The 26,064-nt window shown below is 71.4% G+C and carries 23 protein-coding genes; 12 read left to right on the top strand and 11 right to left on the bottom strand.

Going from position 1 to position 26,064, the window contains the following annotated elements; genetic code table 11:
• Nucleotide 1 precedes the first annotated feature (1 nt).
• Together ACZ4MH_RS23120 and ACZ4MH_RS23115 are read right to left on the bottom strand one after the other, a co-directional pair.
• A complete protein-coding gene (locus ACZ4MH_RS23120; RefSeq protein ID WP_351591848.1) occupies nucleotides 2-958 on the bottom strand; it encodes an ACP S-malonyltransferase in 957 nt (318 codons plus the stop codon).
• Nucleotides 959-1,047: 89 nt separating this feature from the next.
• On the bottom strand, nucleotides 1,048-2,232 hold the full coding sequence (locus ACZ4MH_RS23115) for a PucR family transcriptional regulator (protein ID WP_351591851.1): 1,185 nt from the start codon (nucleotides 2,230-2,232) through the stop codon (nucleotides 1,048-1,050).
• 168 nt (nucleotides 2,233-2,400) lie between these two features.
• On the opposite strand from ACZ4MH_RS23115, the gene ACZ4MH_RS23110 reads away from it, so the two are divergent.
• Entirely contained in the window at nucleotides 2,401-3,093 is a 693-nt protein-coding gene (locus ACZ4MH_RS23110; RefSeq protein WP_351591854.1) for a pirin family protein, read from the top strand.
• A 24-nt stretch (nucleotides 3,094-3,117) separates the two neighbouring features.
• On the opposite strand, the gene ACZ4MH_RS23105 is transcribed toward ACZ4MH_RS23110, so the two are convergent.
• Complete coding sequence (locus ACZ4MH_RS23105; RefSeq protein WP_351591857.1) at nucleotides 3,118-3,942, bottom strand: serine hydrolase domain-containing protein; 825 nt, start codon at nucleotides 3,940-3,942, stop codon at nucleotides 3,118-3,120.
• A 113-nt stretch (nucleotides 3,943-4,055) separates the two neighbouring features.
• On the opposite strand from ACZ4MH_RS23105, the gene ACZ4MH_RS23100 reads away from it, so the two are divergent.
• The 3 genes from ACZ4MH_RS23100 to ACZ4MH_RS23090 all read left to right on the top strand — a co-directional run bounded on the left by ACZ4MH_RS23100 (nucleotide 4,056) and on the right by ACZ4MH_RS23090 (nucleotide 7,973).
• The gene (locus ACZ4MH_RS23100; RefSeq protein ID WP_351591860.1) at nucleotides 4,056-4,535 is read left to right on the top strand and encodes a MerR family transcriptional regulator; all 480 of its coding nucleotides are present in this window, start codon (nucleotides 4,056-4,058) and stop codon (nucleotides 4,533-4,535) included.
• Nucleotides 4,528-5,544 (top strand): aldo/keto reductase, encoded by a 1,017-nt coding sequence (locus ACZ4MH_RS23095; protein WP_351591863.1) that lies wholly within the window; start codon nucleotides 4,528-4,530, stop codon nucleotides 5,542-5,544. The genes ACZ4MH_RS23100 and ACZ4MH_RS23095 overlap by 8 nt, the downstream gene beginning before the upstream one ends.
• A gap of 179 nt (nucleotides 5,545-5,723) precedes the next feature.
• Nucleotides 5,724-7,973: an ATP-binding protein gene (locus tag ACZ4MH_RS23090; protein ID WP_351591866.1), complete on the top strand. Its 2,250-nt coding sequence runs from the start codon at nucleotides 5,724-5,726 to the stop codon at nucleotides 7,971-7,973.
• A 37-nt stretch (nucleotides 7,974-8,010) separates the two neighbouring features.
• Here the strand turns inward: ACZ4MH_RS23090 and ACZ4MH_RS23085 are convergent, their stop codons facing one another.
• From ACZ4MH_RS23085 to ACZ4MH_RS23055, 7 genes are all read right to left on the bottom strand, one after another.
• Nucleotides 8,011-9,303: an acyltransferase family protein gene (locus ACZ4MH_RS23085; protein WP_351591868.1), complete on the bottom strand. Its 1,293-nt coding sequence runs from the start codon at nucleotides 9,301-9,303 to the stop codon at nucleotides 8,011-8,013.
• A gap of 26 nt (nucleotides 9,304-9,329) precedes the next feature.
• The gene (locus ACZ4MH_RS23080) at nucleotides 9,330-10,565 is read right to left on the bottom strand and encodes an alpha/beta hydrolase (RefSeq protein ID WP_467754661.1); all 1,236 of its coding nucleotides are present in this window, start codon (nucleotides 10,563-10,565) and stop codon (nucleotides 9,330-9,332) included.
• A gap of 198 nt (nucleotides 10,566-10,763) precedes the next feature.
• The gene (locus ACZ4MH_RS23075; protein ID WP_351599910.1) at nucleotides 10,764-11,444 is read right to left on the bottom strand and encodes a response regulator transcription factor; all 681 of its coding nucleotides are present in this window, start codon (nucleotides 11,442-11,444) and stop codon (nucleotides 10,764-10,766) included.
• Nucleotides 11,441-12,712, bottom strand: coding sequence for a sensor histidine kinase (locus tag ACZ4MH_RS23070; protein WP_351599912.1), 1,272 nt, complete (start codon nucleotides 12,710-12,712; stop codon nucleotides 11,441-11,443). The genes ACZ4MH_RS23075 and ACZ4MH_RS23070 overlap by 4 nt, the downstream gene beginning before the upstream one ends.
• A gap of 235 nt (nucleotides 12,713-12,947) precedes the next feature.
• Complete coding sequence (locus tag ACZ4MH_RS23065) at nucleotides 12,948-13,850, bottom strand: DUF4429 domain-containing protein (RefSeq protein WP_351599914.1); 903 nt, start codon at nucleotides 13,848-13,850, stop codon at nucleotides 12,948-12,950.
• A gap of 134 nt (nucleotides 13,851-13,984) precedes the next feature.
• Nucleotides 13,985-15,199: an alpha/beta hydrolase gene (locus ACZ4MH_RS23060; protein WP_351599916.1), complete on the bottom strand. Its 1,215-nt coding sequence runs from the start codon at nucleotides 15,197-15,199 to the stop codon at nucleotides 13,985-13,987.
• 145 nt (nucleotides 15,200-15,344) lie between these two features.
• Complete coding sequence (locus tag ACZ4MH_RS23055; protein WP_351599918.1) at nucleotides 15,345-16,010, bottom strand: TetR/AcrR family transcriptional regulator; 666 nt, start codon at nucleotides 16,008-16,010, stop codon at nucleotides 15,345-15,347.
• 114 nt (nucleotides 16,011-16,124) lie between these two features.
• Here ACZ4MH_RS23055 and ACZ4MH_RS23050 point away from each other — a divergent pair, with 114 nt between their 5' ends.
• Both ACZ4MH_RS23050 and ACZ4MH_RS23045 read left to right on the top strand, forming a co-directional pair.
• Nucleotides 16,125-17,726 (top strand): MFS transporter, encoded by a 1,602-nt coding sequence (locus tag ACZ4MH_RS23050; RefSeq protein WP_351599920.1) that lies wholly within the window; start codon nucleotides 16,125-16,127, stop codon nucleotides 17,724-17,726.
• Between the two features lie 155 nt (nucleotides 17,727-17,881).
• Complete coding sequence (locus tag ACZ4MH_RS23045) at nucleotides 17,882-18,238, top strand: peptidase inhibitor family I36 protein (protein ID WP_351599922.1); 357 nt, start codon at nucleotides 17,882-17,884, stop codon at nucleotides 18,236-18,238.
• A gap of 64 nt (nucleotides 18,239-18,302) precedes the next feature.
• Here the strand turns inward: ACZ4MH_RS23045 and aceE are convergent, their stop codons facing one another.
• Nucleotides 18,303-21,035: a pyruvate dehydrogenase (acetyl-transferring), homodimeric type gene (aceE, locus tag ACZ4MH_RS23040; RefSeq protein WP_351599923.1), complete on the bottom strand. Its 2,733-nt coding sequence runs from the start codon at nucleotides 21,033-21,035 to the stop codon at nucleotides 18,303-18,305.
• Nucleotides 21,036-21,561: 526 nt separating this feature from the next.
• On the opposite strand from aceE, the gene ACZ4MH_RS23035 reads away from it, so the two are divergent.
• The 6 genes from ACZ4MH_RS23035 to ACZ4MH_RS23010 all read left to right on the top strand — a co-directional run bounded on the left by ACZ4MH_RS23035 (nucleotide 21,562) and on the right by ACZ4MH_RS23010 (nucleotide 26,019).
• Nucleotides 21,562-22,002, top strand: a complete 441-nt coding sequence (locus ACZ4MH_RS23035; RefSeq protein ID WP_031055156.1) for a DUF3052 domain-containing protein — start codon at nucleotides 21,562-21,564, stop codon at nucleotides 22,000-22,002.
• 161 nt (nucleotides 22,003-22,163) lie between these two features.
• The gene (locus ACZ4MH_RS23030; protein ID WP_351599924.1) at nucleotides 22,164-22,622 is read left to right on the top strand and encodes a peroxiredoxin; all 459 of its coding nucleotides are present in this window, start codon (nucleotides 22,164-22,166) and stop codon (nucleotides 22,620-22,622) included.
• Between the two features lie 122 nt (nucleotides 22,623-22,744).
• Nucleotides 22,745-23,320 carry a TerD family protein gene (locus ACZ4MH_RS23025; RefSeq protein WP_351599926.1) on the top strand — a complete coding sequence of 192 codons (576 nt, stop codon included), beginning with the start codon at nucleotides 22,745-22,747 and terminating at the stop codon, nucleotides 23,318-23,320.
• A 100-nt stretch (nucleotides 23,321-23,420) separates the two neighbouring features.
• Nucleotides 23,421-23,996, top strand: a complete 576-nt coding sequence (locus ACZ4MH_RS23020; protein WP_351599928.1) for a TerD family protein — start codon at nucleotides 23,421-23,423, stop codon at nucleotides 23,994-23,996.
• 54 nt (nucleotides 23,997-24,050) lie between these two features.
• A complete protein-coding gene (locus ACZ4MH_RS23015) occupies nucleotides 24,051-25,181 on the top strand; it encodes a DUF475 domain-containing protein (RefSeq protein ID WP_351599930.1) in 1,131 nt (376 codons plus the stop codon).
• Nucleotides 25,182-25,284: 103 nt separating this feature from the next.
• Complete coding sequence (locus ACZ4MH_RS23010; protein WP_351599932.1) at nucleotides 25,285-26,019, top strand: TerD family protein; 735 nt, start codon at nucleotides 25,285-25,287, stop codon at nucleotides 26,017-26,019.
• The last annotated feature ends 45 nt before the right edge of the window (nucleotides 26,020-26,064 follow it).

The following is a 26,064-nucleotide window of genomic DNA, read 5'->3' as shown; positions in this document are numbered from 1 at the left end:
CTTATCCGGCCGAGTTCTCGGCAGCGGGAGAAGCGTGCTCGGCGATCAGCTCGCGGGCAGCGTCGAGGTCATCCGGGGTCTTCAGCGCGAGGGTCTTCACACCGGGCAGCGCGCGCTTGGCCAGACCCACCAGGGTCCCGCCGGGGGCCGCCTCGATCATCGCGGTGACGCCCAGCTCCTTGAAGGTCTCCATGCACAGGTCCCAGCGGACCGGGTTGGCCACCTGGCCCACCAGCCGCTGCACGACCTCCTGGCCGCCGGTGACGACCTGGCCGTCCTTGTTCGAGACGTACCGGGTGTGCGGGGCCGCGGGGGACAGCTGTGCCACCGCGGACTCCAGCGTGGCGACGGCCGGGGCCATGTGCACCGTGTGGAACGCGCCGGCCACCTTCAGCGGGACGACCCGCCGGGTGCCCTCCGGCTTGTCCTCGGCCAGCGCCGCCAGCTGCTCGGCGGTGCCGGCGGCCACGATCTGGCCCGCGCCGTTCACGTTCGCCGGGGTCAGGCCCAGCTTCTCCAGGTGCGGCAGTACCGTCTCCGGCTCGCCGCCCAGCAGGGCCGACATGCCGGTCTCGGTGATCGCGGCGGCCTCGGCCATGGCCAGGCCGCGCTTGCGTACGAGTCCCAGCGCGGCCTCGTCCGGCAGCACGCCGGTCAGCGCGGCGGCGGCGAGCTCACCGACGCTGTGCCCGGCCGCGGCGCCGACGAGCGACGCGAAGTCCTCCGGCGTGGCGAAGAGCTGCCGCGCGGAGACCAGCGCGGAAGCGACCAGCAGCGGCTGGGCGACGGCGGTGTCACGGATCTCTTCCGCGTCCGCCTTCGTGCCGTAGTGGACCAGGTCGAGGTCGATGGCCGCGGACCAGGCACGCAGCCGGTCCTCGACACCGGGGAGGTCGAGCCAGGGGGTCAGGAAGCCGGGCGTCTGAGCGCCTTGGCCGGGAGCGACGAGTACGAGCACTCTCACACTCTCTCTTGTGGGAGGTCCCGCCCGCCCGTGGGGACAGGGACGAAGAACCATCGGGGTAATTGTGGGTGTCCGACAAAAGCTTAGGGCTGGGCCTCACGGTCGGCCAGACGCCCCAGGATGAGGGCGATACGCAAGGTGAACGCCGAGCGGACATCGGACGGCGACCATCCGGTGACGTCCGTCACACGTCGCAGCCGGTAGCGCACGGTGTTGGGGTGCACGAAGAGCATCCGCGCCGCCCCCTCCAGGCTGCTCGCCTGCTCCAGGTAGACGCTCAGCGTCTCCAGGAGGGCACTGCCCGCTTCCTCCAGTGGTCTGTAGATCTCCTCCACCAGCTGATCGCGTGCGGCCGGGTCCCCGGCCATCGCGCGCTCCGGCAGCAGGTCGTCCGCCAGTACCGGCCGCGGCGCGTCCGGCCACGCCGCGCACGCCCTCAGGCCCGCCGCGGCCGCCTGCGCCGACCGCGTCGCCGCCAGCAGGTCCGAGACCACCGGGCCCGCCACCACAGGGCCCGCCGCGAACGGCCCGATCAGCGCCTTCGCCGCCTTCAGCGGATTGTCCGAACCCCCCGCGATCACCACCAGCCGGGTCCCGAGCACGCCCGTCAGCACCTGCAGCTTCGCGTGCCGCGCGGCGCGCCGGATCGCCTCCACCGTCAGCTCGCTGTCCCCGTCCGGGGCCGTACCGAGCACCACCGCGACGTGCTCCGGGGAGTTCCAGCCCAGCGCCGCGGCCCGGGACACCGCGCCCTCGTCCGCCTCACCGGACAGCACGGCGTTGACCACCAGCGACTCCAGCCGCGCGTCCCAGGCGCCCCGGGCCTCCGCCGCCTGCGCGTAGACCTGTGCGGTCGCGAAGGCGATCTCCCGGGCGTACACCAGCAGCGCCTCGCGCAGCACCGACTCGTCACCCGGAGCGGCGACATCGTCGATCGCCGTCTCCATGACCTCGATCGTGGTGCGGACCATCTCCACGGTCTGCCGCAGCGTGATCGCCCGGGTCAGCTCGCGCGGCGCCGTGCCGAAGACGTCCGTGGAGATCGCCTGCGGGGTCTCCGGATGCCGGAACCACTCCGTGAAGGCCGCGATGCCCGCCTGCGCCACCAGACCGATCCACGACCGGTTCTCCGGCGGCATCGCCCGGTACCACGGCAGTGTCTCGTCCATGCGGGCGATGGCATGGGCCGCGAGCTTGCCGGAGGACTTCTCCAGGCGGCGCAGGGTCGCGGAGTGCGGGTGGGCGTCGTGCGATGCGGGTTCAGACACGGGGACAAGCCTGCCTCATCGGGGCGGGGTGGTGGCGCGGTGGGGCTACGGTGGCTGAATGCTGTGTTGCCCGCGGGACGCCGCGCACGCCGGCGGCACCGCCGCGGGCGGGCCCCGGCCGGGCCGCCGGCCGGACGGGCCGGAGCGGATCAGGAGAGGTGGACACGCGTGATCGAGGTACGGAGAAGCGACGAGCGGTACCGGGGCGGGGACGCGGACGCCGGCATCGACACGCGGCACGCCTTCTCCTTCGGACCGCACTACGACCCCGGCAACATCCGCTTCGGCGCGCTGATCGCCTGCAACGAGGAGCGGCTGGCGCCGGGCAGCGGCTTCGACGAGCACCCGCACAGCAACACCGAGATCCTCACCTGGGTCGTCGAGGGCGAACTGACCCACCGCGACACCACCGGACACGAGACGCTCGTACGGGCCGGGGACGTGCAGCGGCTCAGCTCGGCCGGCGGCGTACGGCACGTGGAGCGCAACGACGGCACCGAGCCGCTCCGCTTCGTCCAGATGTGGCTGGCGCCCACCGCCTTCGGCGGCGAACCGGACTACGAAGTGGTGCGCGGCATCGCCGACGGCACCCCGTACGCCGTGCCGCGCGCCGACGCGATGCTGCACGTACGGCGGCTCGCGCCGGGCGACCGCACGGCCGTACCGGACGGCGCGCGGGTCTACGTCCACGTCGTGCGCGGCGCGGTACGGCTCGGCGACGCGCTCACCGACGGCGGCCCCGCGCTGCTGGAGGCGGGCGACGCGGCGCGCGTCACCGACGCCAAGGAGCTGGAGCTGACCGCGGAGTCGGCGGCGGAGTGCCTGCTGTGGGAGATGCCGGAGGAGCCGGCGTACGGCTGACGCGTCCCCGGCGGGGAGGGCGGCTCAGGCCGCCCGCAGGTCCGCCAGTACCGCGTCCGTGAAGGGCGGCCACGCCTCGATCGCCCACGGGCCGAACGCGCGGTCCGCGAGCGCGGCGCAGGCGGCGCCCGCGTCCGGGTCCACCCACAGGAACGTTCCGGCCTGCCCGAAGTGCCCGAACGTACGCGGCGAGGACGCGGCACCCGTCCAGTGCGGCGACTTGCCGTCCCGGATCTCGAAGCCCAGCCCCCAGTCGTTCGGCTTCTGGTTGCCGTAGCCCGGCAGCACACCCGACAGCCCGGGGAAGACCACCGACGTCGCCGCGTCCAGCGTCTCGCGCGCCAGCAGTCGCGGCGCCAGCAGCTCGGCGCCGAAACGGGCCAGGTCGGCGGCGGTCGAGGTGCCGTCCTTGGCGGGCGAGCCGCCGGCCGGCAGCTCGGTCGCCGCCATGCCCAGCGGATCGAGCACGGCCTCCTTCAGGTACTGCGGGAAGGGGATGTCCGTGGCCTTCGCGAGGTGCTCGCCCAGCGCCTCGAAACCGGCGTTGGAGTAGATCCGCCGCGTACCGGGCGCGGCCATGACCCGGTCCTCGTCGAACGCCAGCCCGGACGTGTGCGCGAGCAGATGCCGTACCGTGGCGCCGTCCGGGCCCGCCGGCTCGTCCAGCTCCACCGCGCCCTCCTCCACCGCGAGCAGCGCCGCGTACGCGGCCAGCGGCTTGGTCACGGAGGCCAGCGCGAACCGGTGCTCCTGCGGCCCGTGCGCGCCGGCCACCGTGCCGTCGGCTCGTACGACGACCGCCGCAGCGGTGGGCACCGGCCAGTTCTCGATCATCCGCAGGCTCTCCATGGCGCCCAGCGTAACTTCCTCAAGATTCCGCCAAGTCTTCCCTTGCTTGGAGTGCACTCCAGCTCTCTAGCGTTGTCAGCGTCGTGAGCGAAACGGCGAACGGGAGAGACGGCATGACGGTCATGGAGAGCGCTCCGGTCACGGCCCCGGCGAAGCCGCGCAACTGCGCCGGCCTGCGGTCCGGACCGCGGCGGGCGGACGGCCGGGACCAGTACACGATCAGCGAGGTCGTCGGCCTCACCGGGCTCAGCGCCCACACCCTGCGCTGGTACGAACGCATCGGCCTGATGCCCCACGTCGACCGCACCCACACCGGGCAGCGCCGCTTCACCAACCGCGACCTGGACTGGCTGGACCTGGTGGGCAAGCTGCGGCTGACCGGCATGCCGGTCGCCGACATGGTCCGGTACGCCGAAATGGTCCGCGAAGGCCCGGCGACGTTCGCCGCACGGGAACGGCTCCTCACGGCACACCGCGAGGACGTCCGGCAGCGGATCGACGAGCTGCGCGACACGCTGGACGTCCTCGACTACAAGATCGACCTGTACGCCGACGCCCGCCGGGCGTCGGAGAGGGAGCTGGAACATGGCTGAGAAGATCGCGACCGTCGAGCTGGGCAACGGGGGACCGCGCGTCGGCGTCCAGGGCCTCGGCTGCATGGGCATGAGCTGGGCGTACGGCCCCGGCTCCGACGCCGCCCAGACCCGCGGCACGCTGGAGCGCGCCCTCGAACTGGGCGTCACGCTCTACGACACCGCCGACGTCTACGGCAACGGCGAGAACGAGAAGCTCATCGCGCCCTTCATCCAGGCGCACCGTGACGAGGTCGTGCTCGCCACCAAGTTCTCGATCATCAGCGACCCGTCCGACCCGTACAAGCGCGGCATCCGCAACGACCGCCCCTACATCCGCCAGGCCATCGACGCGAGCCTCGCGCGGCTCGGCGTCGAGACGATCGACCTGTACTACATGCACCGCCGCGACGTGAACGTGCCCATCGAGGAGACGGTCGACGCGATGGCCGAACTGATCGCCGAGGGCAAGGTCAAGCACCTGGGCCTGAGCGAGGTCACGGGCGAGGAGCTGCGCGCCGCGCACGCCGTGCACCCGATCGCCGCAGTGCAGTCGGAGTGGTCGCTCTTCAGCCGGGACGTGGAGGCCGGCGTGGTGCCGGCCGCCGCCGAACTGGGCGTCGGCTTCGTACCGTACTCGCCGCTCGGCCGCGGCTTCCTGACCGGCTCGTTCGTCAGCGCCGACAAGGAACTGACCGAGGACGACTTCCGCCGCACCCAGCCGCGCTTCACCGGCGACAACGCGGCCGCCAACGCCGAACTGCTCGCGCCCGTACGGGAGATCGCCGAGGCGCGCGGTGTGACGCCGGGCCAGATCGCGCTGGCCTGGGTGCAGCAGCAGGCCGGACTCCGCGACCTCGCCGTCGTCCCGATCCCCGGCACCCGCCGCGCCGCCCGCGTCACGGAGAACACCGCCGCGACCTTCCTCCGCCTCACCCCCGAAGAACTGTCCCGCCTGGACCCCATCGCCTCCCGAGTGGCGGGCGACCGCTACGCCGACATGGCGTTCACTTCGGCGGGACGGGAGTGATCCGGGGCCTCCGGGACGGCCTATAGGGGCGCCTCCCTCGGTCGGGTTCTTCTCCCGTACGGGCCACGAGGGCCGGCGTGCCGTGAGTAGCCTGGGCAAGTGGGCAGGGCGGTCACGACGCCGGGCGGTGCGACATGGCACGGGTTTTCGGTCGGCGCGGAGGCGAACTTCCCGCTGAGGTGACCGGCTTCGTCGGTCGCACGGAAGAACTCGCCCGGGTACGGGAGATGTTGGCCGGGGCTCGGCTGGTGACGCTCACCGGCCCCGGCGGCGTCGGCAAGACGCGGATAGCGCTGCGCGCCGCGGCCACCGTCAGGGAGGACTTCCCCGACGGCCTGTGCCTGGCCGAGCTGACCGCCCTGCGCGACCCGGAGCTGCTGCCGCACACCCTGTGTACGCTCCTGGGCCTGCCGAGCCAGACGGCCGAACCGCCGCTGGACATCCTCCTCGACCATCTGCAGGGTCGACGGCTGCTGCTCATCCTCGACACGTGCGAGCATCTGGTCGACGCCTGCGCGATGTTCGCGGACGTGGTGCTCGGCGAGGCGCCCGGCGTGACCGTGTTCGCCACCAGCCGGCAGCCGCTGGACGTGCCCGGCGAGCACATCTTCCCCGTGCCGGCGCTCCCCGTCGGCACGGCGGTCGAGTTGTTCCAGCAGCGCGCCGCCGTCGTCTGCCCCGGCTTCGCCGTCACCGACGGCAACCGCGGCGAGGTCGAAGCCCTGTGCCGCCGCCTGGACGGCATCCCCCTGGCGATCGAGCTGGCGACCGTACGGCTGCGCGCGATCAGCCTGGGCCAGCTGGTCACCCAGCTTGAGGACCGCTTCCGGGTGCTGACGGGCGGCCGGCGCACCGCGGTCCCGCGCCACCAGACGCTCCGTACGACGATCGGCTGGAGTCATGAGCTGTGCACCGACGTCGAACGGCTGCTGTGGGCACGGCTCTCGGTCTTCGCCGGCTCCTTCGACCTGGCCGCGGTGGAACGGGTGTGTGCGGGCGGCGCGCTGCCCGCCGAGTACGTGGTCGAGACCCTGATCGGCCTGGTCGACAAGTCCGTGGTGACCCGGATCGACGACCCCGATCAGCAGGATCCCCGCTACCGGCTGCTCGACACGATCCGCGAGTACGGGGCCGACCGGCTCACCGAGCTCGGCGAGGTGGACCCCTGCCGGGAGCGGCACGTGAACCACTACCGTGCGCTGGCCCGGCGCCTGGGGGACGGCTGGTGCAGCAGTGAGCAGGTCGAGCTGTTCCGGGCGGTGGACCGGGAGCGCGCCAATGTACGGGCCGCCCTCGAATACGCCTGCCTGCGGCCGGGAGCCGAACGGGAGGCGCTGGCCTTCGCGGTCACGCTCGGACACTACTGGGAGTGCGGAGCGTATTTCAGCGAGGGACGCCGCTGGCTGACGCGGTGCCTGGAGCAGGCGCCGGAGCCGGTGGCGGAGCGGGCGGACGCGCTGATCGTGCTGTGCTATTGCGCCTGCCGGCAGGCCGACCGCGGACCGGCGCTGGCCGCGGTCCAGGAGCTCCGCACCCTCGCCGAACGGCTCGACGACGAACGCCTGCTGGCCCACGCCGTCCATTTCGCGGCATTCCAGAGCTTCATCACTGGTGAAGTGGACACGGCCATGGCCCTCTTCGAAGAGGGCTATAAGAGGTTCCGGCGCCTCGGCGAACGCGCCATCCGGATGCGGGCCCTGTCGGAGCACGGCATGATGCACTCCATCGGCGGCGACCCCGGCAAGGGGCTGGTACTCATCGACGAGTTCCTGGATCTTCTCGCCGAGTATCCGGATGAGTGCTGGATGCGCGGCTACGGCTTCGTCGCGCGGGGCCTGGCGTACTGGCGTCGCGGAGACCTCGGGGCGGCCACGTCCGCCGTGCGGACGGCGGTCCGGCTGAAGTACCGGATGGGCGACAAGGACGGGACGGCTGCCTGCCTGGCCATCCTGACCTGGCTCGCCGCCGGCCAGGGACGGTATGTCCGCACGGCCTGGCTGGTGGGCGCTGCCGAGAAGCTGGGGGAGAACATGTCCGCCATCCTGCTCGGGTTCCCGAGCCTGACCGGGGCCTACGACGGCGCACGGGCCGAGGCCGCCCGGCAGCTGGGCGAGACGCATTTCGAGCGGCTGCTCCGCCGCGGCGCGGGGCTCTCCGTAGGGGAGGTGGTGGACCTCGTCGAGGCGGACGCCGAGCGCCCGGACGCGGGCGCGCCCTGCGACGCCGACCCGCACCCGACCCACACCCTGACGCGTCGCGAGCGCGAGGTCGCGGCTCTCGTGCGGGAGGGGCTGTCCAACCGTGAGATCGCCGAGCGGCTCGTCATCTCCAAACGCACCGCCGACGCCCACCTGGAACACATCCTCGGCAAACTCGGCTGCTCCTCCCGCGCGGAAATCGCCCCGGCTCTCGGGGAGGAGCACGCGTAGCGGATTCGCCGGGCGCTGAGCGGGGGGAGGGCCCCACTCAGCCCATACCCAGCGCGAAGAGGGTGAAGCCGGTGGAGAGGACGGTGGCGGTGGCGCGGCGGGTGCGGCTCGCGCCCCAGGGGGCCTCGAAGCGGCGGGTGAGCAGGCCGAGCGCGACCAGCGTCAGCGCGAAGAGCGGGAGCCAGGCGAGGCGGGTCAGCAGCCAGGCCCCTGAGTCGGGCGCCGTGGTCAGGCCGGGTACCGGGCCGAAGTACGACGACGGCACCGCCACCGTCAGCATCGCGGTCTGGTGCCAGCAGAAGACGGTCATCGCGCAGAGGTTGACGACCACGACCGGCGCCCACAGCGCCGGCCGGCGCAGCAGCGCGGCGATCCGGTCCCGCAGCAGGACGGCGGCCCCGCACTGCGCCGCCGCCAGCGCCAGGACCAGCAGCGACGGCGGGTGCGAGTTCGTCCGGGCCGTGCCCGGGACGCCGACCATGCTCGCGGGGTAGTGGAAGACCAGGAGGAGGGCGGCGAACACGGCCGCTCCGCCTGCCAGGAGTACCCAGGCGGTGCGGCGGCCGAGTCGCTTCTCGCCCCAGCAGACCCCGAGTTGGTACGCGAAGAGCCAGCCGGGGAGCAGGTTGAGCAGGGCGAGCCAGGACGGCACGGCGGCCGCGTACGGGCCGTAGCGCAGGAAGTCGACCACCGCGACGGCCGCGAACAGCGGCGCGGCCGCCCATGGCCCGAGCCGGCGCGCGGCGCGCACGCAGTACGGCGTGAGCGCCGTGACCCCGGCGTACACGCCCACGAACCACAACGGCTGCACGACCAGCGTCGCCCCCGTCCGCAGCGTCGCCTCGGGCACTCCGGCAGCGAACAGCACCCCGATCAGCAGCGCCCACACGGCCGTCACGGCGAGGACCGGGCGGCCCAGGCGGGCCAGCCGGCCGCCCAGCCAGCGCGCGGTGGACTCGCCGCGCCCGCTCGCGCGCCGGTAGGACAGCACCGAGGAGTACCCGCCGACCAGGAAGAAGATCCCCAGCAGTTGGAACACCCAGCTCACCGGCGCGAAGAAGCCGAGCGTGGACAGCGGGCTGGCGTTGTGCAGCGCGCCGTCGGCGTCCCGCGTGAAGCCGCCGACCAGCCAGTGCCCGGTCGGCACGGCGAGCAGCGCGAGCGCCCGCAGCCCGTCGATCGCGCGGTCGCGGTGCGCGGGGGTGCGGCCCTCGATGGCGGTCACGGCCCTGCGGAGCGGCCCGTGCTTCTCGGTCCGGTTGGCCCGCAGGCCGCTGCCGGCGGCACCGGCGGCCGGTCCGCCGCCGGGGTTCAGGAACGCGATGGTCATGGCGGTGTCCTTGGCTGAGGGCGCGCTCAGCGCCCGCGGGAGGGACGGCCGAGCACGATGTCGGCGAAGCCGTCCAGGGAGTCGGTGCCGGGCACGAGGTAGCCGGTGTGGCCCTCGGCGCGGTCGGCGGCGACGCGGCGCGCGCCGAACGCGGGGTCGGTCGGGTCGGTGCCGTGGCCCAGGCCCAGCACCTCGACGTTCGGGATGTCGCCGATCCAGTCCGAGGCGTCCCGGGCCGCCCACACCCGCCCGCCGGCGTGCAGGTCCGCGGCGCGCTCCGTGCGCGCCCCCGGCGAGCCGAAGAGGATCACGTCGCCGACCGCGCTCCGTCCGGCGCGGGGCGACGCCAGGCCGCAGACGACCGAGCCGTAGCTGTGGCAGAGCAGGGCGGGCGCCGGGGCGCCGGTCGCGGCGAGCCCCGTCAGCAGCCGGGCCAGCCGGGGCGCGCCGGCCTCCGCGAGCCGCCCCGTCGCGGCGTCCGGGCCGAGGCCGACCGGCGTGGTGTAGCCGGCCCAGGCGATCACCGAGGTGGGCGTCGCCGGGTCCTCGGCGGACATCCGGGCGCGCAGCGAGGCGGCCATGCCGGTCGGTGTGCCGTACCGGTCCCGCTCACGGTCGAACGTGCCGAGGTCGATGTCCGAGCCAGGCACGATCACGGCCGTGCGCCGGGCCGCGCCGAGGTCCCCGTACACCTCGGCGACCTGGCCCCGGCCGCGCGGGTCGAAGAAGAGGATCTGCCGCCCCGGGGCGAGGAGTTCGGTGCAGCGGGCGGCCAGCGCGCGGGCCCGGCTGCGGTCCTCGGCGGCGCGGGCGGGGTCGTCCGCGCGGGCGTAGAGGCGGGCGCGTTCGGCCCGGAGGGCGCGGGCGTTCGCGCGGTAGCGCAGCCGTACGGGTGCGCCGTCCAAGGTGCCCACGGTCATCGGGTGCCGGTGGGCGAGCCGCTGCCGCTCCGTCTCGGTCAGGCCGGCGAAGAAGCGGGCCACGGCGGCGGGCGAGGCGGTCGCCGGGTCGGGCAGCGGCCGGCCGAGCGTGTGGTCGGCGCGCCAGGCGGCGGCGCCCGGCGCGGGCCCGGTGACGGCGGTCTGCTCGCTGCCGGCGGCCCAGCCGCCGGTGCCGGCGACGAGCGCGACGACGGCGGCGAGGGCCGCCAGGCCGCGGTGCCGCGGGGCGCGGCGGCGTGCCGGTGCGGGACGGTCGTCCGTTGCGTGGTTGTCCGTCGCGCGTCCGGTGTCCGCGGTACGCGGCGGTGTGCGCAGCGGCATGACGGTGTTCCCCTCTTCCGGTGATCTGGCGGAGGGAAACGTAGGAAGGGGAAGGGTGGTGAGGCGTCACACCATGGGGCCAACTGCCCGGTGATACCGGGGTAGGGGGTGGGGGACGTGGCCGATGGCCGGGCGCGGCACCGTTGTGGCTGAGCGCGCAGTTCCCCGCGCCCCTTACGGGGCGCAGCTCCCCGTTTCTTACGACGTGCCCGGTGTCACCAGGCCCGACTCGTACGCGAAGATCACGGCCTGGGCGCGGTCGCGCAGGTCCAGCTTGGCCAGCACCCGTCCGATGTGGGTCTTCACCGTCTGCTCGGCCAGCACCAGTTCGGCCGCGATCTCCTGGTTGGACAGGCCGCGCGCGATCAGCTCCAGCACCTCGGTCTCGCGCGGGGTGAGGCCGTTCAGACGCAGCGAGGCGCGGTCCTTGCGGGGCGCAGGGCGCTGCCGCGCGAAGTCGGCGATCAGACGGCGGGTCACCGAGGGGGCGAGCAGTGCCTCGCCGGCCGCCACGACCCGTACCGCCGAGATCAGGTCGGCCGGCGGCGCGTCCTTCAGCAGGAAGCCGGACGCGCCGGCGCGCAGCGCTTCGTACACGTAGTCGTCGACGTCGAAGGTGGTGAGCATCAGCACTTTCGGGCGGTGCACGACGCCCGGGGGCGGGGAGAGCAGCTGCCGGGCCGCCTCCAGGCCGTCCATCTCCGGCATCCGGACGTCCATCAGCACCACGTCGGGGTGGCTGCGGCGGCTCAGTTCGACGCCGCGCGCCCCGTCCTCCGCGTCGCCGACGACGTCGATGTCGCTCTGCGCGGCGAGCAGCGCGGCGAAGCCCGCCCGCACCATGGCCTGGTCGTCAACGATGATCACGCGGGTGGTCATGCGCGTGTCGGGTCCTTCCCCGTCGGGGGCTCCGTGAGCGGGAGCCGGGCGGCGACACGGTAACCCCCGTCCGGCAGGGGGCCGGTGTCCAGGGTGCCGTCCAGCAGGCGTACGCGCTCGCGCATGCCGACCAGGCCGTGGCCGGTTCCGGTCGTCTCCAGCGGCGCGGCGGGGCGCGGCGGCGGGCCGTTGACGACCAGGACGGTCAGGCTCGTGCGGTCCGGCGTGACCGAGACGCGGGTGCGCGCGCCGGGCGCGTGCCGTACGACGTTCGACAGCGCCTCCTGCACGATGCGGTACCCCGACAGGCCGACGGCGGGCGGGAGTTCGCCGAGCGCCCGGGAGAGCGTCAATTCCACCGGCACACCCGCGCGTACGGTCCCCTCCACCAGCCGCGACAGCTGGTCCAGGCCCGGCTGCGGCGCCTTCTCGGGGCCGCCGTGCCGCTCGCTCTCCTCGCTGCGCAGCACGCCCAGCAGTCGGCGCATCTCGCCCAGCGACTCGCGTGCGGTCGCGGCGATCGTCCCGAACTCCTCGGCGGCCTCCGGCGGGAGTCCCTGGAGGCGGTACGGCGCGCTGTCCGCCTGCACCGTGATCACCGACATGTGGTGCGCGACGACGTCGTGCAGCTCGCGGGCGATGCGGGTGCGCTCCTCCAGCAGCGTGCGCCGGGCGCGCTCCGCCTCACTGATCGTTTCCTGCTCCGCCAACTGGCGCCGGGCGTCGCCGCGTTCCCGCAGCGCGCCCGCCAGCAGCAGGACCACGCCGGAGAGTACGAAGAGCAGCAGCCAGGTGGCGTCGGAGCGGGCGGGCCGCAGGCCTCCGAAGAGGATGCCGGCGGCGCCGGTGGCGAGCCACACGGCGAGCAGTACGCGGCGCCGCTCGCGCAGCCCGAGGGCGAGCGCCAGGGCGAGGTACCCCACGATGGTGGGCGGCGGCCAGGGCCAGCTGGTGCCCTGGTGGACGGGGATGAGCGCCAGCGCGAAACCGGCGGCGAGGTCGGCCGCGAAGATCACCCACCACGCCTGCAGCGGGCGGACCACCGCCAGCAGCAGCGGGGCGGTCTGGGCGACGCCGAGCGCACCGGCCAGTCCGGCGTTCAAGCCGTAGTCGTCGGTCAGCACGACGATGGTGATGGGCAGCAGCGAGACGGTGAACCCGAAGGCGACGACGTACGGCAGCCATTGCAGCCAGCGGGGCCGGCCCGCGCCGAAGAGCGGCCCGGGGGAGGGGCCGGAGGAGGGGGAGGAAGGGGAGGACGTGGACATCGCCGGATCAGCGTATGCGGGCCGGGTACGCCGGGGCGTCATACCGGAGTCGTCGGTCCGGGGTCATACCTGGGTATCAGGAGCGGCGGTACGAGGGCCGGCCCCGCCGGTCGCACCGGACAGGCCGCCTCGCTGTACGAAGGCCCGCCGCCCTGTCGTACGAAGCGCCGCCCCTCCGCCGTACGGCGGCTCATCACGGCGCCGTACCGAAAGCGGTCACCGCACCGTAGGAGCCCTACAGCTCCGCCAGCAGTTCCGCCTTCTTCGCGCTGAACTCGGCGTCCGTCAGCAGTCCCGCGTCGTGCAGCTCGCCGAGCTGCCGTATGCGGTCGGCGATGTCGGCGGGGCCGCGGTGCGGCTCCAGGGTGCGGCGCTGGGGTGCGGGCGCGGGGGCCGGGCCCGCGGTCCGTACGGCCTGCAGGACGGCCGCGGCGAACGGCAGCGACTCGTGGACCGGGCCGTAGCCGAGGCCGAAGATCACCGAGGCCGGGTCCTGGTCGGCGCCGCCCTGGCCCTCCTCCTCGGTGCCGTGCGCCAGCAGCCGCAGGTAGCCGTTGTGCCACGCGCCGGGCGGCGCGGGCGCCGAGCTGCCGTTCTCCGGGGAGCGCCACACCACGCCGGCCAGCCCGTCGACCGGGAAGCTCTGGTCGCCGGACTTCCACTTCGCGGACGAGGCGCCGGTCCAGAACCAGCGGAACGCCACCGAGCTGCCGTCGAAGGACGCCTTGCCGTCGTACGCCTTGAAGGTCAGCGGCGGCTCCGGGGCCGCCACGAGGTGCTGGTCGGCGGGGCCCGCCGCGTACGGGCCGAGGAGGCCGGTCAGCTGGTCGCGGTAGTACTCGGCCTGCTCGGCGCGGTCGGCGGGGAGCACCAGGCGGTACGGGTCGGCGTCGTCCTTCAGCTGCCCGTCGGCGGCGTCCATCAGCGGGTCGGCGCCCGGCCGGGGCCGGGCATGCAGGACCACCGTCCCGCGCCTGCCCCGCGAGAGCTTCACCGAGCTCAGCGCTTCGTAGGGGATGCGGCGCTCGCCGAGCGCCTGGAACAGCTTGGGCTTGCGGATCCCCCGTTCGAAGCGGATGAGCACGGAGTCCGTGTCGAACTCCCAGACGGCATGAAAACCGGCCAGCACATCACCCATGCGGTTCATCGTAAGCGGCGGGCAGCCCGCCCGTCCCCCTTCCGTACAGCACTGCGCTACGCGCGTCACGCCGTTCCCCGGCCCCGTTGGCGGCTCCGGCCGGCCGCCGGTCCCGTACGGCGCCGGGCCGGCCCTCACGCCAGGTCGGCCGAGCAGTTCCCGTCGTCGGCCGCGCAGCTGACGCCCGCGACCGCGCCGACTCCGACGAGCGCGAAGTTGGACAGGCTCTGCGTCCCCCGGGTGAAGTACCCCGCGTGGCCGTTCGCGCCCGCCGCGGAGAGCACCCGGGAGCCGAACGCCGGGTCCACCGGGTCGGCGCCGTGCCCCAGCCCGCCCAGCTCCAGGTTGGGCACGTCCTGGATCCAGTCGTCGGAGTCCCGCATCGCCCACACCCGGGCGGTGGTGTGCAGCGCGGCGGCGTTCCGGGCGCGCATGCCGGGGCTGCCCGCCACCACGATGTCGCCGACCCGGGAGGGCAGCGCGCGGGCCGCCACCCCGCACACCACGGAGCCGTAGCTGTGGCAGAACAGCGAGACGTCGGCGCCGGTCGGCAGCGCGCCGACCATCGATTCCAGGCGCTGCGCGCCCGCCTGCGCCAGCTGCCCGGCCGCCGCGTCCACGCCGATGCCGGCGGGCGCGGTGTAGTCGGCCCAGGCGATCACTGCGGTACGGGCGTCGGGGCGCACCGCGCGCTCCGCGTCGTACAGCGAGGAGGCCATGCCCACCGGTGCGCTGTCCGCGCGCTTGGTGCGCTCGAAGTTCACCAGATTGGTGTCCACGCCGGGCACCACGACCGAGACCCGGCGGGCGTGCGTGAGGTCGCCGAAGACCTCGGCGGCGCGGCCGCCGGCGGCCGGGTCGAAGGACAGGATCTGCCGCCCCGGCCGCATCATCGAGTCCAGGCGGTGCATGAGCCGGCCGGCGTCCTGGCGCCCCTCCGGCGTCAGCCGTCCGTCGTGCGAGCGCTGCGCGGCCACGTCGCGTGCCCGGTCCATGGCCTTGTGGTTGGCCAGGTAGCGCAGCGAGGCGGGGGCGCCCGCCATGTTGCCGACGGCGAGCGGATAGCGGTCGGCCAGCCGCAGCCGGTCCGCCTTGCGCAGCCCGGCGAAGAACGCCGCGATGCGGTGCGGTCCCGCTGCCGGGTCGGGCAGCCGGTGGCCGTGGAAGGTGCCGCCCGCCCAGGCGGCCCGGGAGCTGCCCAGCGGATCGGTGTCCCCTCTGGTACCTCTGATGCCCGTCCAGCCGGTCACCGCGAGCATCACGAACACCACCACCAGGGCGAGTGCCGCACGCCAGGCGGAGGACTGCAGAAAACCGGGAGGAGCGCCGAGCTCGGAGAAGGAAGTCACCGCGGGACAGCCTAGGAGACGGCGCGCGGTGGCCGTGGATTGGGTGAGTCAACTCACGTTTCAGTGTGGGTCATTAGGGTCACAACGGACACTTCGCGCCCATTTGTCCTGCTCACGAGTGCGGCGAGATGCTCATGTGGTCCCGTTAAGGGGTGGTTTTCCGCCACTGGCCCGCGATTGCCGGAACGATGCCGTCCAGGTGGTTCTCGGTGATCGCGCGGATGGATTCCACGCTGCACTCCCCGGCCTCGCCCCAGAGTCGCCCGGCCAGCCGCATCACGCCGCTGAACGCCGCCACCACGATCCGCGGCCGCGGGTCGGCGTCCACGTCCAGGCCCTCGCGCCGGGCGATGACCGTGGCGATCAGCTCCTCCAGGTCGGAGCTGCGCCGCAGGTGCGCGGCGAGCAGTCCAGGCGTCGACTCGATCATCTGGTACGTCCGCATGTGCAGCTCGACCGGGATGATCGACTCGATCACCTGGCCGAGGTCGTCCCAGGCCAGCAGGACGGCGTTGCGCAGGGCCTCCAGGGGGACCTCGGCGGCCGGCCGGGCCCGCAGTGCCTCCAGGAAGCGCGCCTCCACGATCTCCTGGACGGCGAAGACCACGTCTTCCTTGGTGGTGAAGTACCGGAAGAACGTCCGCTGGGAGACGTCGACCGCCTCGGCGATCTCGTCGATCGTGGTGTGGTCGTACCCCTGCTGGGTGCACAGCTCCAGCGCGGCGCGGATCAGCGCGTCGTGCGTACGCCGCTTCTTCCGCTCGCGCAGTCCGCAGCGCAGTCCCTCACGCGGCGTCACCTCGGCCTTCATGCGCCGCCCTCCTCGATGGATCACTGCTGCTCACGATACCTGTGAGCTAACTGACAGTTACCGACTGATGAAATGCTTTGTCAACTGTCAGTGGCTGACATTATTGTCGGGGACATGAGCTCACAGACCCCGGTAGCCGAGGCGATACCGGACGCACCGACCCCGGAGCCGCGCAGGGGACTGCGTGGCCATCCCTGGCTGACCCTCTTCTCCGTCGCGATCGGCGTGATGATGGTGGCGCTCGACGGCACCATCGTCGCCATCGCCAACCCGGCCATCCAGAAGGACCTCGGCGCCACGCTCGCCGACGTCCAGTGGATCACCAACGGGTACCTCCTCGCGCTGGCCGTCGCGCTGATCACGGCGGGCAAGCTCGGTGACCGCTTCGGCCACCGGCAGACCTTCCTCATCGGCGTGATCGGCTTCGCCCTCGCCTCCGGGGCCATCGGCCTGTCCAGCGAGGTGTCGCTGGTCATCGTCTTCCGCGTACTGCAGGGCCTCTTCGGCGCGCTGCTGATGCCGGCCGCGCTCGGCCTGCTGCGCGCGACCTTCCCTGCCGAGAAGCTCAACATGGCCATCGGCATCTGGGGCATGGTCATCGGCGCGTCCACCGCCGGCGGCCCGATCGTCGGCGGCCTGCTCGTCGAGCACGTCAACTGGCAGTCCGTCTTCTTCATCAACGTGCCCGTCGGCGTCGTGGCCCTCCTCCTCGGCCTGGTCATCCTCAAGGACCACCGCGCGAAGAACGCCCCGCGCTCCTTCGACGTCCCCGGCATCGTGCTGCTGTCCGGCGCGATGTTCTGCCTCATCTGGGCGCTCATCAAGGCCGGCACCTGGGGCTGGGGCGACGGCAAGACCTGGGGCTTCCTGATCGGCTCGATCGTGCTCTTCGCGCTCTTCGCCGTGCTGGAGACCAAGGTCCGCGAGCCGCTCATCCCGCTGCGGATGTTCCGCTCCGTACCGCTCACCGCCGGCACGATCCTGATGGTGCTGATGGCGTTCGCCTTCATGGGCGGACTGTTCTTCGTCACCTTCTACCTGCAGAACGTGCACGGGATGAGCCCGGTGGACAGCGGGCTGCACCTGCTCCCGCTCACCGGCATGATGATCGTCGGCTCGCCGCTCGCCGGCGCCATGATCACCAAGTTCGGGCCGCGGGTGCCGCTGGTCGGCGGCATGGTCCTCACCGCCGTCGCGATGTACGGCATGTCCACGCTGGACACCGGCACCGGTACCGGCGCGATGTCCCTCTGGTTCGCCCTCCTGGGCCTCGGCCTCGCGCCCGTCATGGTTGGTGCCACCGAGGTCATCGTCGGCAACGCGCCCATGGAGCTGTCCGGCGTCGCCGGCGGTCTCCAGCAGGCCGCGATGCAGGTCGGCGGCAGCCTCGGCACGGCTGTACTGGGCGCCGTGATGGCCTCCCGGGTCGACACCAAGCTGCCCGAGAACTGGAACGGCGCACACCTCCCGCCGGTCCCGCAGGCGCAGCTGGACAAGGCCGCCGACGCGGTCGCGGTCGGCATCTCGCCGGTTCCCAAGGGCACCCCCGCGCCGATCGCCGAGAAGATCACCGCGGTCGCCCACGACACCTTCATCTCCGGCATGGGGCTGGCCTTCACGGTCGCCTGCGGTGTCGCCATCGTCGCGGCGGCGGTAGCGGTGTTCACCAAGCGTGGCGCGAATGCCGAGGCGGGCGCCGGCGTCGGCCACATCTGACGCGCCGCCTCGCGCTTCGGAGCGCCGCCTCGCACCACCACCGGGCCCCGTCTTCCCCTATCAGGGTGGACGGGGCCCGGATGCCTTTTCACCGTGTACGCGGACGGGCCACCGTGGCGGCCACCAGAACCGTCATCACACGGGGGTTGATCCGTATGCGTACGACCGTCCTCGCCGCCGCGGTAGGCGCGGCCGCACTGCTCAGCACGCCCTTCGCCGCGCACGCGGCATCCGGCTCCTGTGCCGCCGGGCAGCTCTGTCTCTGGCCGAAGGCCGGTTACGAAGGCCCGCGCGTGACCCACGAGCTCTCCGACACCGACATCGAGAGCTGCGTACCGCTGCCCGACGGCCGCCCCGCGCGCTCCTTCGTGAACCGCACGGGACGGCCCGTGACCACCTTCCAGAGCGCCGAATGCGCCGAGACCGGCGAGTTCGACACGTATCCGGGCGGTGGGACGTACGTCCCGGACGCGCCGTACACGGTGCGTGCCTTCCGGATCGCCGAGCGGTGAAACGCGCCGGGGCCCCCGGACAGTCGTGCTGTCCGGGGGCCCCGCGTGCGCTCAGCAGCCAGTTCTACGCGTCGCCGCCCGCCTCGCCGGCTTCCGCCGCCGTGACGTCCAGCAGCTGGTACCGGTCCACGGCCTTCTTCAGGTCGGAGCGGTCGATCTTGCCTTCCTTGGCGAGCTCGGTGAGCACACCCAGCACGATCGACTGCGCGTCGATGTGGAAGAAGCGGCGGGCCGCGCCACGGGTGTCGGCGAAGCCGAAGCCGTCCGCACCCAGCGACTGGTACGTGCCCGGCACCCAGCGCGCGATCTGGTCCGGAACCGCACGCATCCAGTCGGACACGGCCACGAACGGACCCTCGGAGTCGGCGAGCTTCCGCGTCACGTACGGGACGCGCTGCTCCTCCTCCGGGTGCAGGAGGTTGTGCTCCTCCACCTCGACGGCCTCGCGGCGCAGCTCGTTCCAGGAGGTCGCCGACCAGACGTCCGCCTTGACGTTCCACTCCTCGGCGAGGATCCGCTGCGCCTCGATGGCCCACGGCACGGCCACGCCGGACGCCATGATCTGCGCCGGGATGCTGCCCGCCGTGCCCGGCCGGAACTTGTGGATGCCCTGGAGGATGCCCTCGACGTCCACGTCCTCCGGCTCGGCCGGGTGCACGATCGGCTCGTTGTAGACCGTGAGGTAGTAGAAGATGTCCTCGCTGTTCTCGCCGTACATGCGGCGCAGACCGTCCCGGACGATGTGCGCGATCTCGAACCCGAAGGCCGGGTCGTAGGCGACGCACGCCGGGTTGGTCGAGGCGAGCAGCTGCGAGTGGCCGTCGGCGTGCTGCAGACCCTCACCGGTCAGGGTCGTACGGCCCGCGGTCGCACCCAGGACGAAACCGCGCGCCAGCTGGTCGGCCATCTGCCAGAACTGGTCGCCGGTCCGCTGGAAACCGAACATCGAGTAGAAGACGTACACCGGGATCAGCGGCTCGCCGTGCGTGGCGTACGCCGAGCCCGCCGCGATCAGCGACGCCGTGCAGCCGGCCTCGGTGATGCCGTCGTGCAGCATCTGGCCGGTCGGCGACTCCTTGTACGCCAGCAGCAGCTCGCGGTCGACCGACTCGTAGATCTGGCCCAGCGGGTTGTAGATCTTGGAGGTCGGGAAGAACGCGTCCATGCCGAACGTGCGGTACTCGTCCGGCGCGATCGGCACGAAGCGCTTGCCGATCTCCTTGTCCCGCATCAGGTCCTTCAGGACGCGGACGAACGCCATGGTCGTGGCGATCTTCTGCTGGCCCGAGCCCTTCTTGGCGGTCGCGTACGCCTTGTCGCCCGGCAGCTCCAGCGGCTTCGCGCGCACGATACGGGTCGGGACGTACCCGCCGTTCGCCTTGCGGCGGTCGTGCATGTACTGGATCTCTTCGGAGTCCCGGCCGGGGTGGTAGTACGGCGGGTTGCCGTTCTCCAGGTCCTTGTCCGGGATCGGCAGGTGCAGCCGGTCGCGGAACATCTTCAGGTCGTCGACCGTCAGCTTCTTCATCTGGTGGGTCGCGTTGCGGCCCTCGAAGTTCGGGCCGAGCGTCCAGCCCTTGACGGTCTGCGCGAGGATCACGGTCGGCTGACCCTTGTGCGCCTTGGCCGCCGCGTACGCCGCGTAGATCTTCTTGTGGTCGTGACCGCCGCGGCCCAGGTGCAGGATCTGGTCGTCGGTCATGTTCTCGACCATCTTGCGCAGCCGGTGGTCGTCACCGAAGAAGTGGTCGCGGATGTACGCACCGGTCTCGGTGGCGTACGTCTGGAACTGGCCGTCCGGCGTGGTGTTCAGCTTGTTGACCAGCACGCCGTCCCGGTCCTGCGCGAGCAGCGGGTCCCAGGAGCGGTCCCAGACCAGCTTGATCACGTTCCAGCCGGCGCCGCGGAACTGCGACTCCAGCTCCTGCATGATCTTGCCGTTGCCGCGGACCGGGCCGTCCAGGCGCTGCAGGTTGCAGTTGACGACGAAGGTGAGGTTGTCCAGGCCCTCGCGCGCGGCGATGGACAGCTGGCCCAGCGACTCCGGCTCGTCCATCTCGCCGTCGCCGAGGAACGCCCACACGTGGCTGTCGGAGGTGTCGGCGATGCCGCGCGCCTCCATGTAGCGGTTCATCCGGGCCTGGTAGATCGCGCCGAGCGGGCCGAGGCCCATCGAGACGGTCGGGAACTCCCAGAAGTCCGGCATCAGCCGCGGGTGCGGGTAGCTGGACAGGCCGTTCGGGGCCTTGGACTTCTCCTGGCGGAAGGCGTCCAGCTGGTCGGAGCTGAGCCGGTCCAGCAGGTAGGCGCGGGCGTAGACGCCGGGGGAGGCGTGGCCCTGGAAGAAGATCTGGTCGCCGCCCTTGCCGTCGTCCTTGCCCCGGAAGAAGTGGTTGAAGCCCACGTCGTACAGGGAGGCGGAGGAGGCGAAGGTGGCGATGTGGCCGCCGACACCGATGCCGGGGCGCTGGGCCCGGGAGACCATGACGGCCGCGTTCCACCGGGTCGCGTTCAGGACCTTGCGCTCGATCTCCTCGTTGCCGGGGAAGAACGGCTCGTCCTTGGTCGCGATGGTGTTGACGTAGTCCGTGCTGCGCATCTCCGGCACGGCCACGCGCTTCTCGCGGGCCCGCTCGATGAGGCGGAGCATGAGGTAGCGGGCACGTTCCCGGCCTCGCTCATCGACGGCTGCGTCGAGCGAGTCGAGCCATTCCTGGGTCTCTTCAGGATCGAAGTCCGGGACCTGGCTGGGAAGGCCGCCAATGATGATCGGGTTGCGATCGGATCCGGAAGCCACGCTGTTCCTTCACTGTTCTGGTCGTGTCGTACTTTGCACGCATGTGAGTCCATGAAGTGCCGAGCACGAGGTCAGATTTCTGTCTCTGCTGGTGTCGCGCCGTCTTCCATCGTGTACCGAGGCACGCGGATACGTCATCTCTACCTGCGGGTAACCGCCCCTCGTAGACGGCTGCCGACAGGCGCGCCCCGGGGGAGACCAAATCGCAACCATACGCCCATGTCGCGCGCCCCCGGCGGCTGGCCGTACGGTTATCGAACACCCGCATGCGGGCTGTCCGTACCCCTCACCGGGCCCGGTCGCGCGCGTGTACCCCATGGGACCGGCACGACGCTGTGGCGTGAATCACCGCAGCACGGGGTAGAAGGGGTCGCAGTTGCGGCGAGACGGCCGTATCCGTCACCGTTTTGGCGGTCTGGAGGGCCGGGTACTTGCGCGATTCGCCCCGCCCGTGTGGACTACGCCCAATGCCCCGCGCACGCGCGAGGTACAAGGCATATCCACAAGACATGACAGGAGGCAATCCGTGAGCGCGACCGCGGACCACGCGGAGGAGCGGACCAACCCGGCCGTCAGGCTGGGGTTCGAGCCCGGACAGGTGGTCCAGGAGATCGGCTACGACGACGACGTCGAGCAGGAGCTCCGTGAAGGCATCGAGGCCGCGATCGGCCAGGAACTTGTCGACGAGGACTACGACGACGTCGCCGATGTCGTCCTGCTCTGGTTCCGGGACGAGGACGGCGACCTGACGGACGCCCTGGTCGACGCCATCGGTCTGATCGACGAAGGTGCCCCGGTTTGGCTGCTGACGCCGAAGACCGGACGCGACGGTTACGTCGAGCCGAGCGACATCAATGAGGCCGCGCAGACTGCGGGTCTGTCCCAGACGAAGAGCATCAACGCGGGCAAGGACTGGAGCGGCAGCCGGCTGGTCACGCCGAAGGCCGCTAAGTCCGGCAAGCGCTGAGCTCTCACGCCGGCACGTCCCCGAGCCCCCTTCCGCAGCCTTCCCCGGCCCCCGTGCCCAGGGAAGGCCGTCCGGAAGGGGGCTCGACGCATATCCGGAAGAGGGTCGCCACGTAGGGTTGGCGGGTATCTGTTCAGCATCTGCGAAGGGAAACAGAACCCATGGCGATCGAGGTCGGCGCGAAGGCTCCGGAGTTCGAGCTGAAGAATCAGCACGGGGAGACCGTCAAGCTCTCCGACTTCCGCGGCGAGAAGAACGTCGTGCTGCTCTTCTACCCCTTCGCCTTCACCGGCGTGTGCACCGGTGAGCTGTGCGCCCTGCGCGACGAACTGCCCAAGTTCGTCAACGACGAGGTGCAGCTGCTCGCCGTTTCGAATGACTCCCCGTTCTCGCTGCGCGTCTTCGCCGAGCAGGAGGGCCTGGAGTACCCCCTGCTGTCGGACTTCTGGCCGCACGGCGAGGCCTCCCGCGCCTACGGCGTCTTCGACGAGGAGAAGGGCTGCGCGGTGCGCGGCACCTTCATCATCGACAAGGAGGGCGTGGTCCGCTGGACGGTCGTCAACGGCCTGCCCGACGCGCGTGACCTGAATGAGTACGCCAAGGCGCTCGACACCCTCTGAGCCGACACCCTCGGTTTCGACAACGCGTCATCGGCGGGAACCGGTCACTAGGATCAATTCGTTGTTCTGATGCCATGCACGACGGGGGCGATTGTGTACCCCTCGAACCTATGGGAGGACTCGTGGGAGTCAGCCTCAGCAAGGGCGGCAACGTCTCGCTGACGAAGGAAGCCCCCAATCTGACCGCGGTCATCGTCGGTCTGGGCTGGGACGCGCGTACCACCACCGGTACCGACTTCGACCTCGACGCCAGCGCTCTGCTGACCAACGACCAGGGCAAGGTCGGGAACGACCAGAACTTCGTGTTCTTCAACAACCTGAAGAGCCCGGACGGGTCGGTCGAGCACACCGGGGACAACATCACCGGTGAGGGCGAGGGCGACGACGAGCAGATCAAGGTGAACCTGGCCGGTGTGCCGGCCGATGTCTCCAAGATCGTGTTCCCGGTGTCGATCTACGACGCCGAGAACCGCCAGCAGAGCTTCGGCCAGGTGCGCAACGCCTTCATCCGCGTGGTGAACCAGGCCGACAACACCGAGCTGGCGCGCTACGACCTGAGCGAGGACGCCTCGACGGAGACCGCCATGGTCTTCGGCGAGCTGTACCGCAACGGCGCGGAGTGGAAGTTCCGGGCCATCGGCCAGGGCTACGCCTCGGGCCTGCGCGGCATCGCGCAGGACTTCGGCGTGAACGTCTGACCGAGGACGCACACCTGCCCGGCGCCGTACGCCCCAAGGGGAGTGCGGCGCCGGGCGCGCTTGAGACCAGAGCACCGACACCGGGGAGGAAGCGAAGAACATGGGCGTCACACTCGCCAAGGGGGGCAATGTCTCCCTCTCGAAGGCCGCACCCAATCTCACCCAGGTCATGGTCGGCCTCGGCTGGGACGCGCGCTCCACGACCGGCGCGCCGTTCGACCTGGACGCCAGCGCCCTGCTGTGCACCAGCGGCCGGGTGCTCGGGGACGAGTACTTCGTCTTCTACAACAACCTCAAGAGCCCGGACGGCTCCGTCGAGCACACCGGGGACAACCTCACCGGTGAGGGCGAGGGCGACGACGAATCGATTCTCGTGGACCTCGCCAAGGTCCCGGCCCAGGTCGACAAGATCGTCTTTCCGGTCTCGATCCACGACGCCGACGCCCGCGGACAGAGCTTCGGGCAGGTCAGCAACGCCTTCATCCGGGTGGTCAACCAGGCCGACGGCAGTGAACTGGCGCGCTACGACCTGAGCGAGGACGCCTCCACGGAGACGGCGATGATCTTCGGCGAGGTTTACCGCTACGGCGGGGAGTGGAAGTTCAGGGCTGTTGGGCAGGGGTACGCGTCGGGTCTGCGCGGCATCGCTCTAGACTTCGGGGTCAACGTTTCGTAAAGCGCCGTCCACCCGTGCGCGGGGGACCCCACACAACGAGGGATTGGGTAGGAAGTGCTCCTGAAAACCTTTGGCTGGTCATTCGCCGTCACGGTGGCGGGCCTGGCCTTGGCCGGCGTGCTCTGGGGGTGGCAGGGGCTCGCGATCGTCGGGATCCTCTCGATCCTGGAGATCTCGCTCTCGTTCGACAACGCCGTCATCAACGCGGGCATCCTGCGGAAGATGAATGCCTTCTGGCAGAAGGTCTTCCTGACCGTCGGCATCCTGATCGCCGTGTTCGGCATGCGGCTGGTCTTCCCGGTCGTCATCGTGGCCATCACGGCCAAGCTGGGCCCGATCGAGGCCGTCGATCTCGCGATCAACAACAAGCCGCAGTACGAACACCTCGTCACCGCCGCACACCCGGCGATCGCCGCCTTCGGCGGCATGTTCCTGCTCATGATCTTCCTCGACTTCATCTTCGAGGAGCGGGACTACAAGTGGCTCTCGTGGATCGAGAAGCCGATGGGCAAGCTGGGCAAGCTCGACACCCTCTCGGTCATCATCGCGCTGGTCGCGCTGCTCGTCACGGCCATGACCGTGGCCACGGACGTGGCGCACGGCGGCGGTGACAAGAGCGCCACAGTGCTGCTCTCCGGCGTCGCGGGCCTGCTCACGTACCTCATCGTCGGCGGCGTCTCCGGCTACTTCGAGGACAAGCTGGAGGATGAGGAGGACGCGGAGGACGGCGAGGAGCGCGCGCCCGCCAAGGCCAAGGGCACCGGCGCGGCCGTGGGCCTGGCCGGCAAGGCCGCGTTCTTCATGTTCCTCTACCTGGAGGTCATCGACGCGTCCTTCTCCTTCGACGGCGTCATCGGCGCCTTCGCCATCACCAACGACATCTTCGAGATGGCGCTGGGTCTGGGCATCGGCGCGATGTACATCCGGTCGCTGACCGTCTACCTCGTCCGCAAGGGCACCCTGGACGACTACGTCTACCTGGAGCACGGCGCGCACTACGCCATCGGCGCGCTGGCGGTGATCCTCCTCATCACCATCAAGTACGAGATCCACGAGGTCATCACGGGTCTCATCGGCGTCCTCCTGATCGCCCTGTCCTTCTTCTCCTCGGTCCGCAAGAACCGTCTGGAAGGCAAGCCGAGCGCGGGGTCGTCCTCGAAGTCCGAGGTCAGCTCGGGGGTGTGACCACGGCCTGATTGAGGAACGCTCTGAGCGGGGCGGCCATGAGGTGGGGTACCTCGGGCCGTCCCGCGGCTGTGTCCGGTGTTGATCGATGGGGTGGGGCGAAGTGTCGTTCTTAGGAAACTGGCGACGCGGCGGAGCGCCGCAGTTCGACAACGGCGGAGCGTCGTACGTCGTCAAACTGACCAAACGCGATCCCGTGGTCTCGCTGACCAAACAGGGCGCCGCCAGCGGTAACCTCCGGGTCAACCTCTCCTGGCAGATGCGCACCACGGACTTCGCGGAGTACGCCGGCAGGCGGCAGAGCCTGTGGCGGCACCCGGGCCGGATCTTCAAGCCCGAAGTGGTGCAGGCGCAGGGCCCGGCGGTCGTGAAGATCGACCTCGACCTGGCGTGCATGTACGAGCTCAAGGACGGCACGAAGGGCGTCGTGCAGCCGCTGGGGAACTTCCTCGGCGAGATCAACAACGCGCCGTACATCCAGCTCAGCGGCGACGACCGGTTCGGCTCGGGGTCGGGCGAGACGCTCTACATCAACCTCGACCACCAGGAGGAGTTCAAGCGCCTGCTGATCTTCGTCTACATCTACGACGGCACCCCGGCCTTCGACCGCACGCACGCCATCATCACGCTCTACCCGAGCAACGGGCCGCGCGTGGAGATCGGGCTGGACGAGCGGGCGCCGCAGGCCCGTTCGTGCGCGGTCTTCATGCTGGAGAACACCAAGGGCGAGCTGACGGTGCGCCGCGAGGTGAGGTACGTCTACGGCTTCCAGGCCGAGCTGGACCGGCTGTACGGCTGGGGCCTGCAGTGGGGGCGCGGCTACAAGAGCCAGGTGTGAGCGCCGGGCGCGCCTGCCGGCACGTGCGGGCAGGCGCGCCCGCCC

The sequence above is a fragment of the Streptomyces sp. NPDC026301 genome (assembly GCF_055567935.1).
This window is presented reverse-complemented; position numbering and strand designations above follow the sequence as displayed.

Excerpts from the sequence above, each read along its gene's own strand:
- ACZ4MH_RS23045 (WP_351599922.1), top strand. The coding sequence starts at position 17,882 with ATGCGTACGACCGTCCTCGCCGCCGCGGTAGGCGCGGCCGCACTGCTC.
- ACZ4MH_RS23055 (WP_351599918.1), bottom strand. The coding sequence starts at position 16,010 with ATGAAGGCCGAGGTGACGCCGCGTGAGGGACTGCGCTGCGGACTGCGC.
- ACZ4MH_RS23065 (WP_351599914.1), bottom strand. The coding sequence starts at position 13,850 with ATGGGTGATGTGCTGGCCGGTTTTCATGCCGTCTGGGAGTTCGACACG.
- ACZ4MH_RS23075 (WP_351599910.1), bottom strand. The coding sequence starts at position 11,444 with ATGACCACCCGCGTGATCATCGTTGACGACCAGGCCATGGTGCGGGCG.
- ACZ4MH_RS23080 (WP_467754661.1), bottom strand. The coding sequence starts at position 10,565 with ATGCCGCTGCGCACACCGCCGCGTACCGCGGACACCGGACGCGCGACG.
- ACZ4MH_RS23030 (WP_351599924.1), top strand. The coding sequence starts at position 22,164 with ATGGCGATCGAGGTCGGCGCGAAGGCTCCGGAGTTCGAGCTGAAGAAT.
- ACZ4MH_RS23050 (WP_351599920.1), top strand. The coding sequence starts at position 16,125 with ATGAGCTCACAGACCCCGGTAGCCGAGGCGATACCGGACGCACCGACC.
- ACZ4MH_RS23095 (WP_351591863.1), top strand. The coding sequence starts at position 4,528 with ATGGCTGAGAAGATCGCGACCGTCGAGCTGGGCAACGGGGGACCGCGC.
- ACZ4MH_RS23070 (WP_351599912.1), bottom strand. The coding sequence starts at position 12,712 with ATGTCCACGTCCTCCCCTTCCTCCCCCTCCTCCGGCCCCTCCCCCGGG.
- ACZ4MH_RS23100 (WP_351591860.1), top strand. The coding sequence starts at position 4,056 with ATGACGGTCATGGAGAGCGCTCCGGTCACGGCCCCGGCGAAGCCGCGC.
- ACZ4MH_RS23085 (WP_351591868.1), bottom strand. The coding sequence starts at position 9,303 with ATGACCATCGCGTTCCTGAACCCCGGCGGCGGACCGGCCGCCGGTGCC.
- ACZ4MH_RS23020 (WP_351599928.1), top strand. The coding sequence starts at position 23,421 with ATGGGCGTCACACTCGCCAAGGGGGGCAATGTCTCCCTCTCGAAGGCC.
- ACZ4MH_RS23105 (WP_351591857.1), bottom strand. The coding sequence starts at position 3,942 with ATGGAGAGCCTGCGGATGATCGAGAACTGGCCGGTGCCCACCGCTGCG.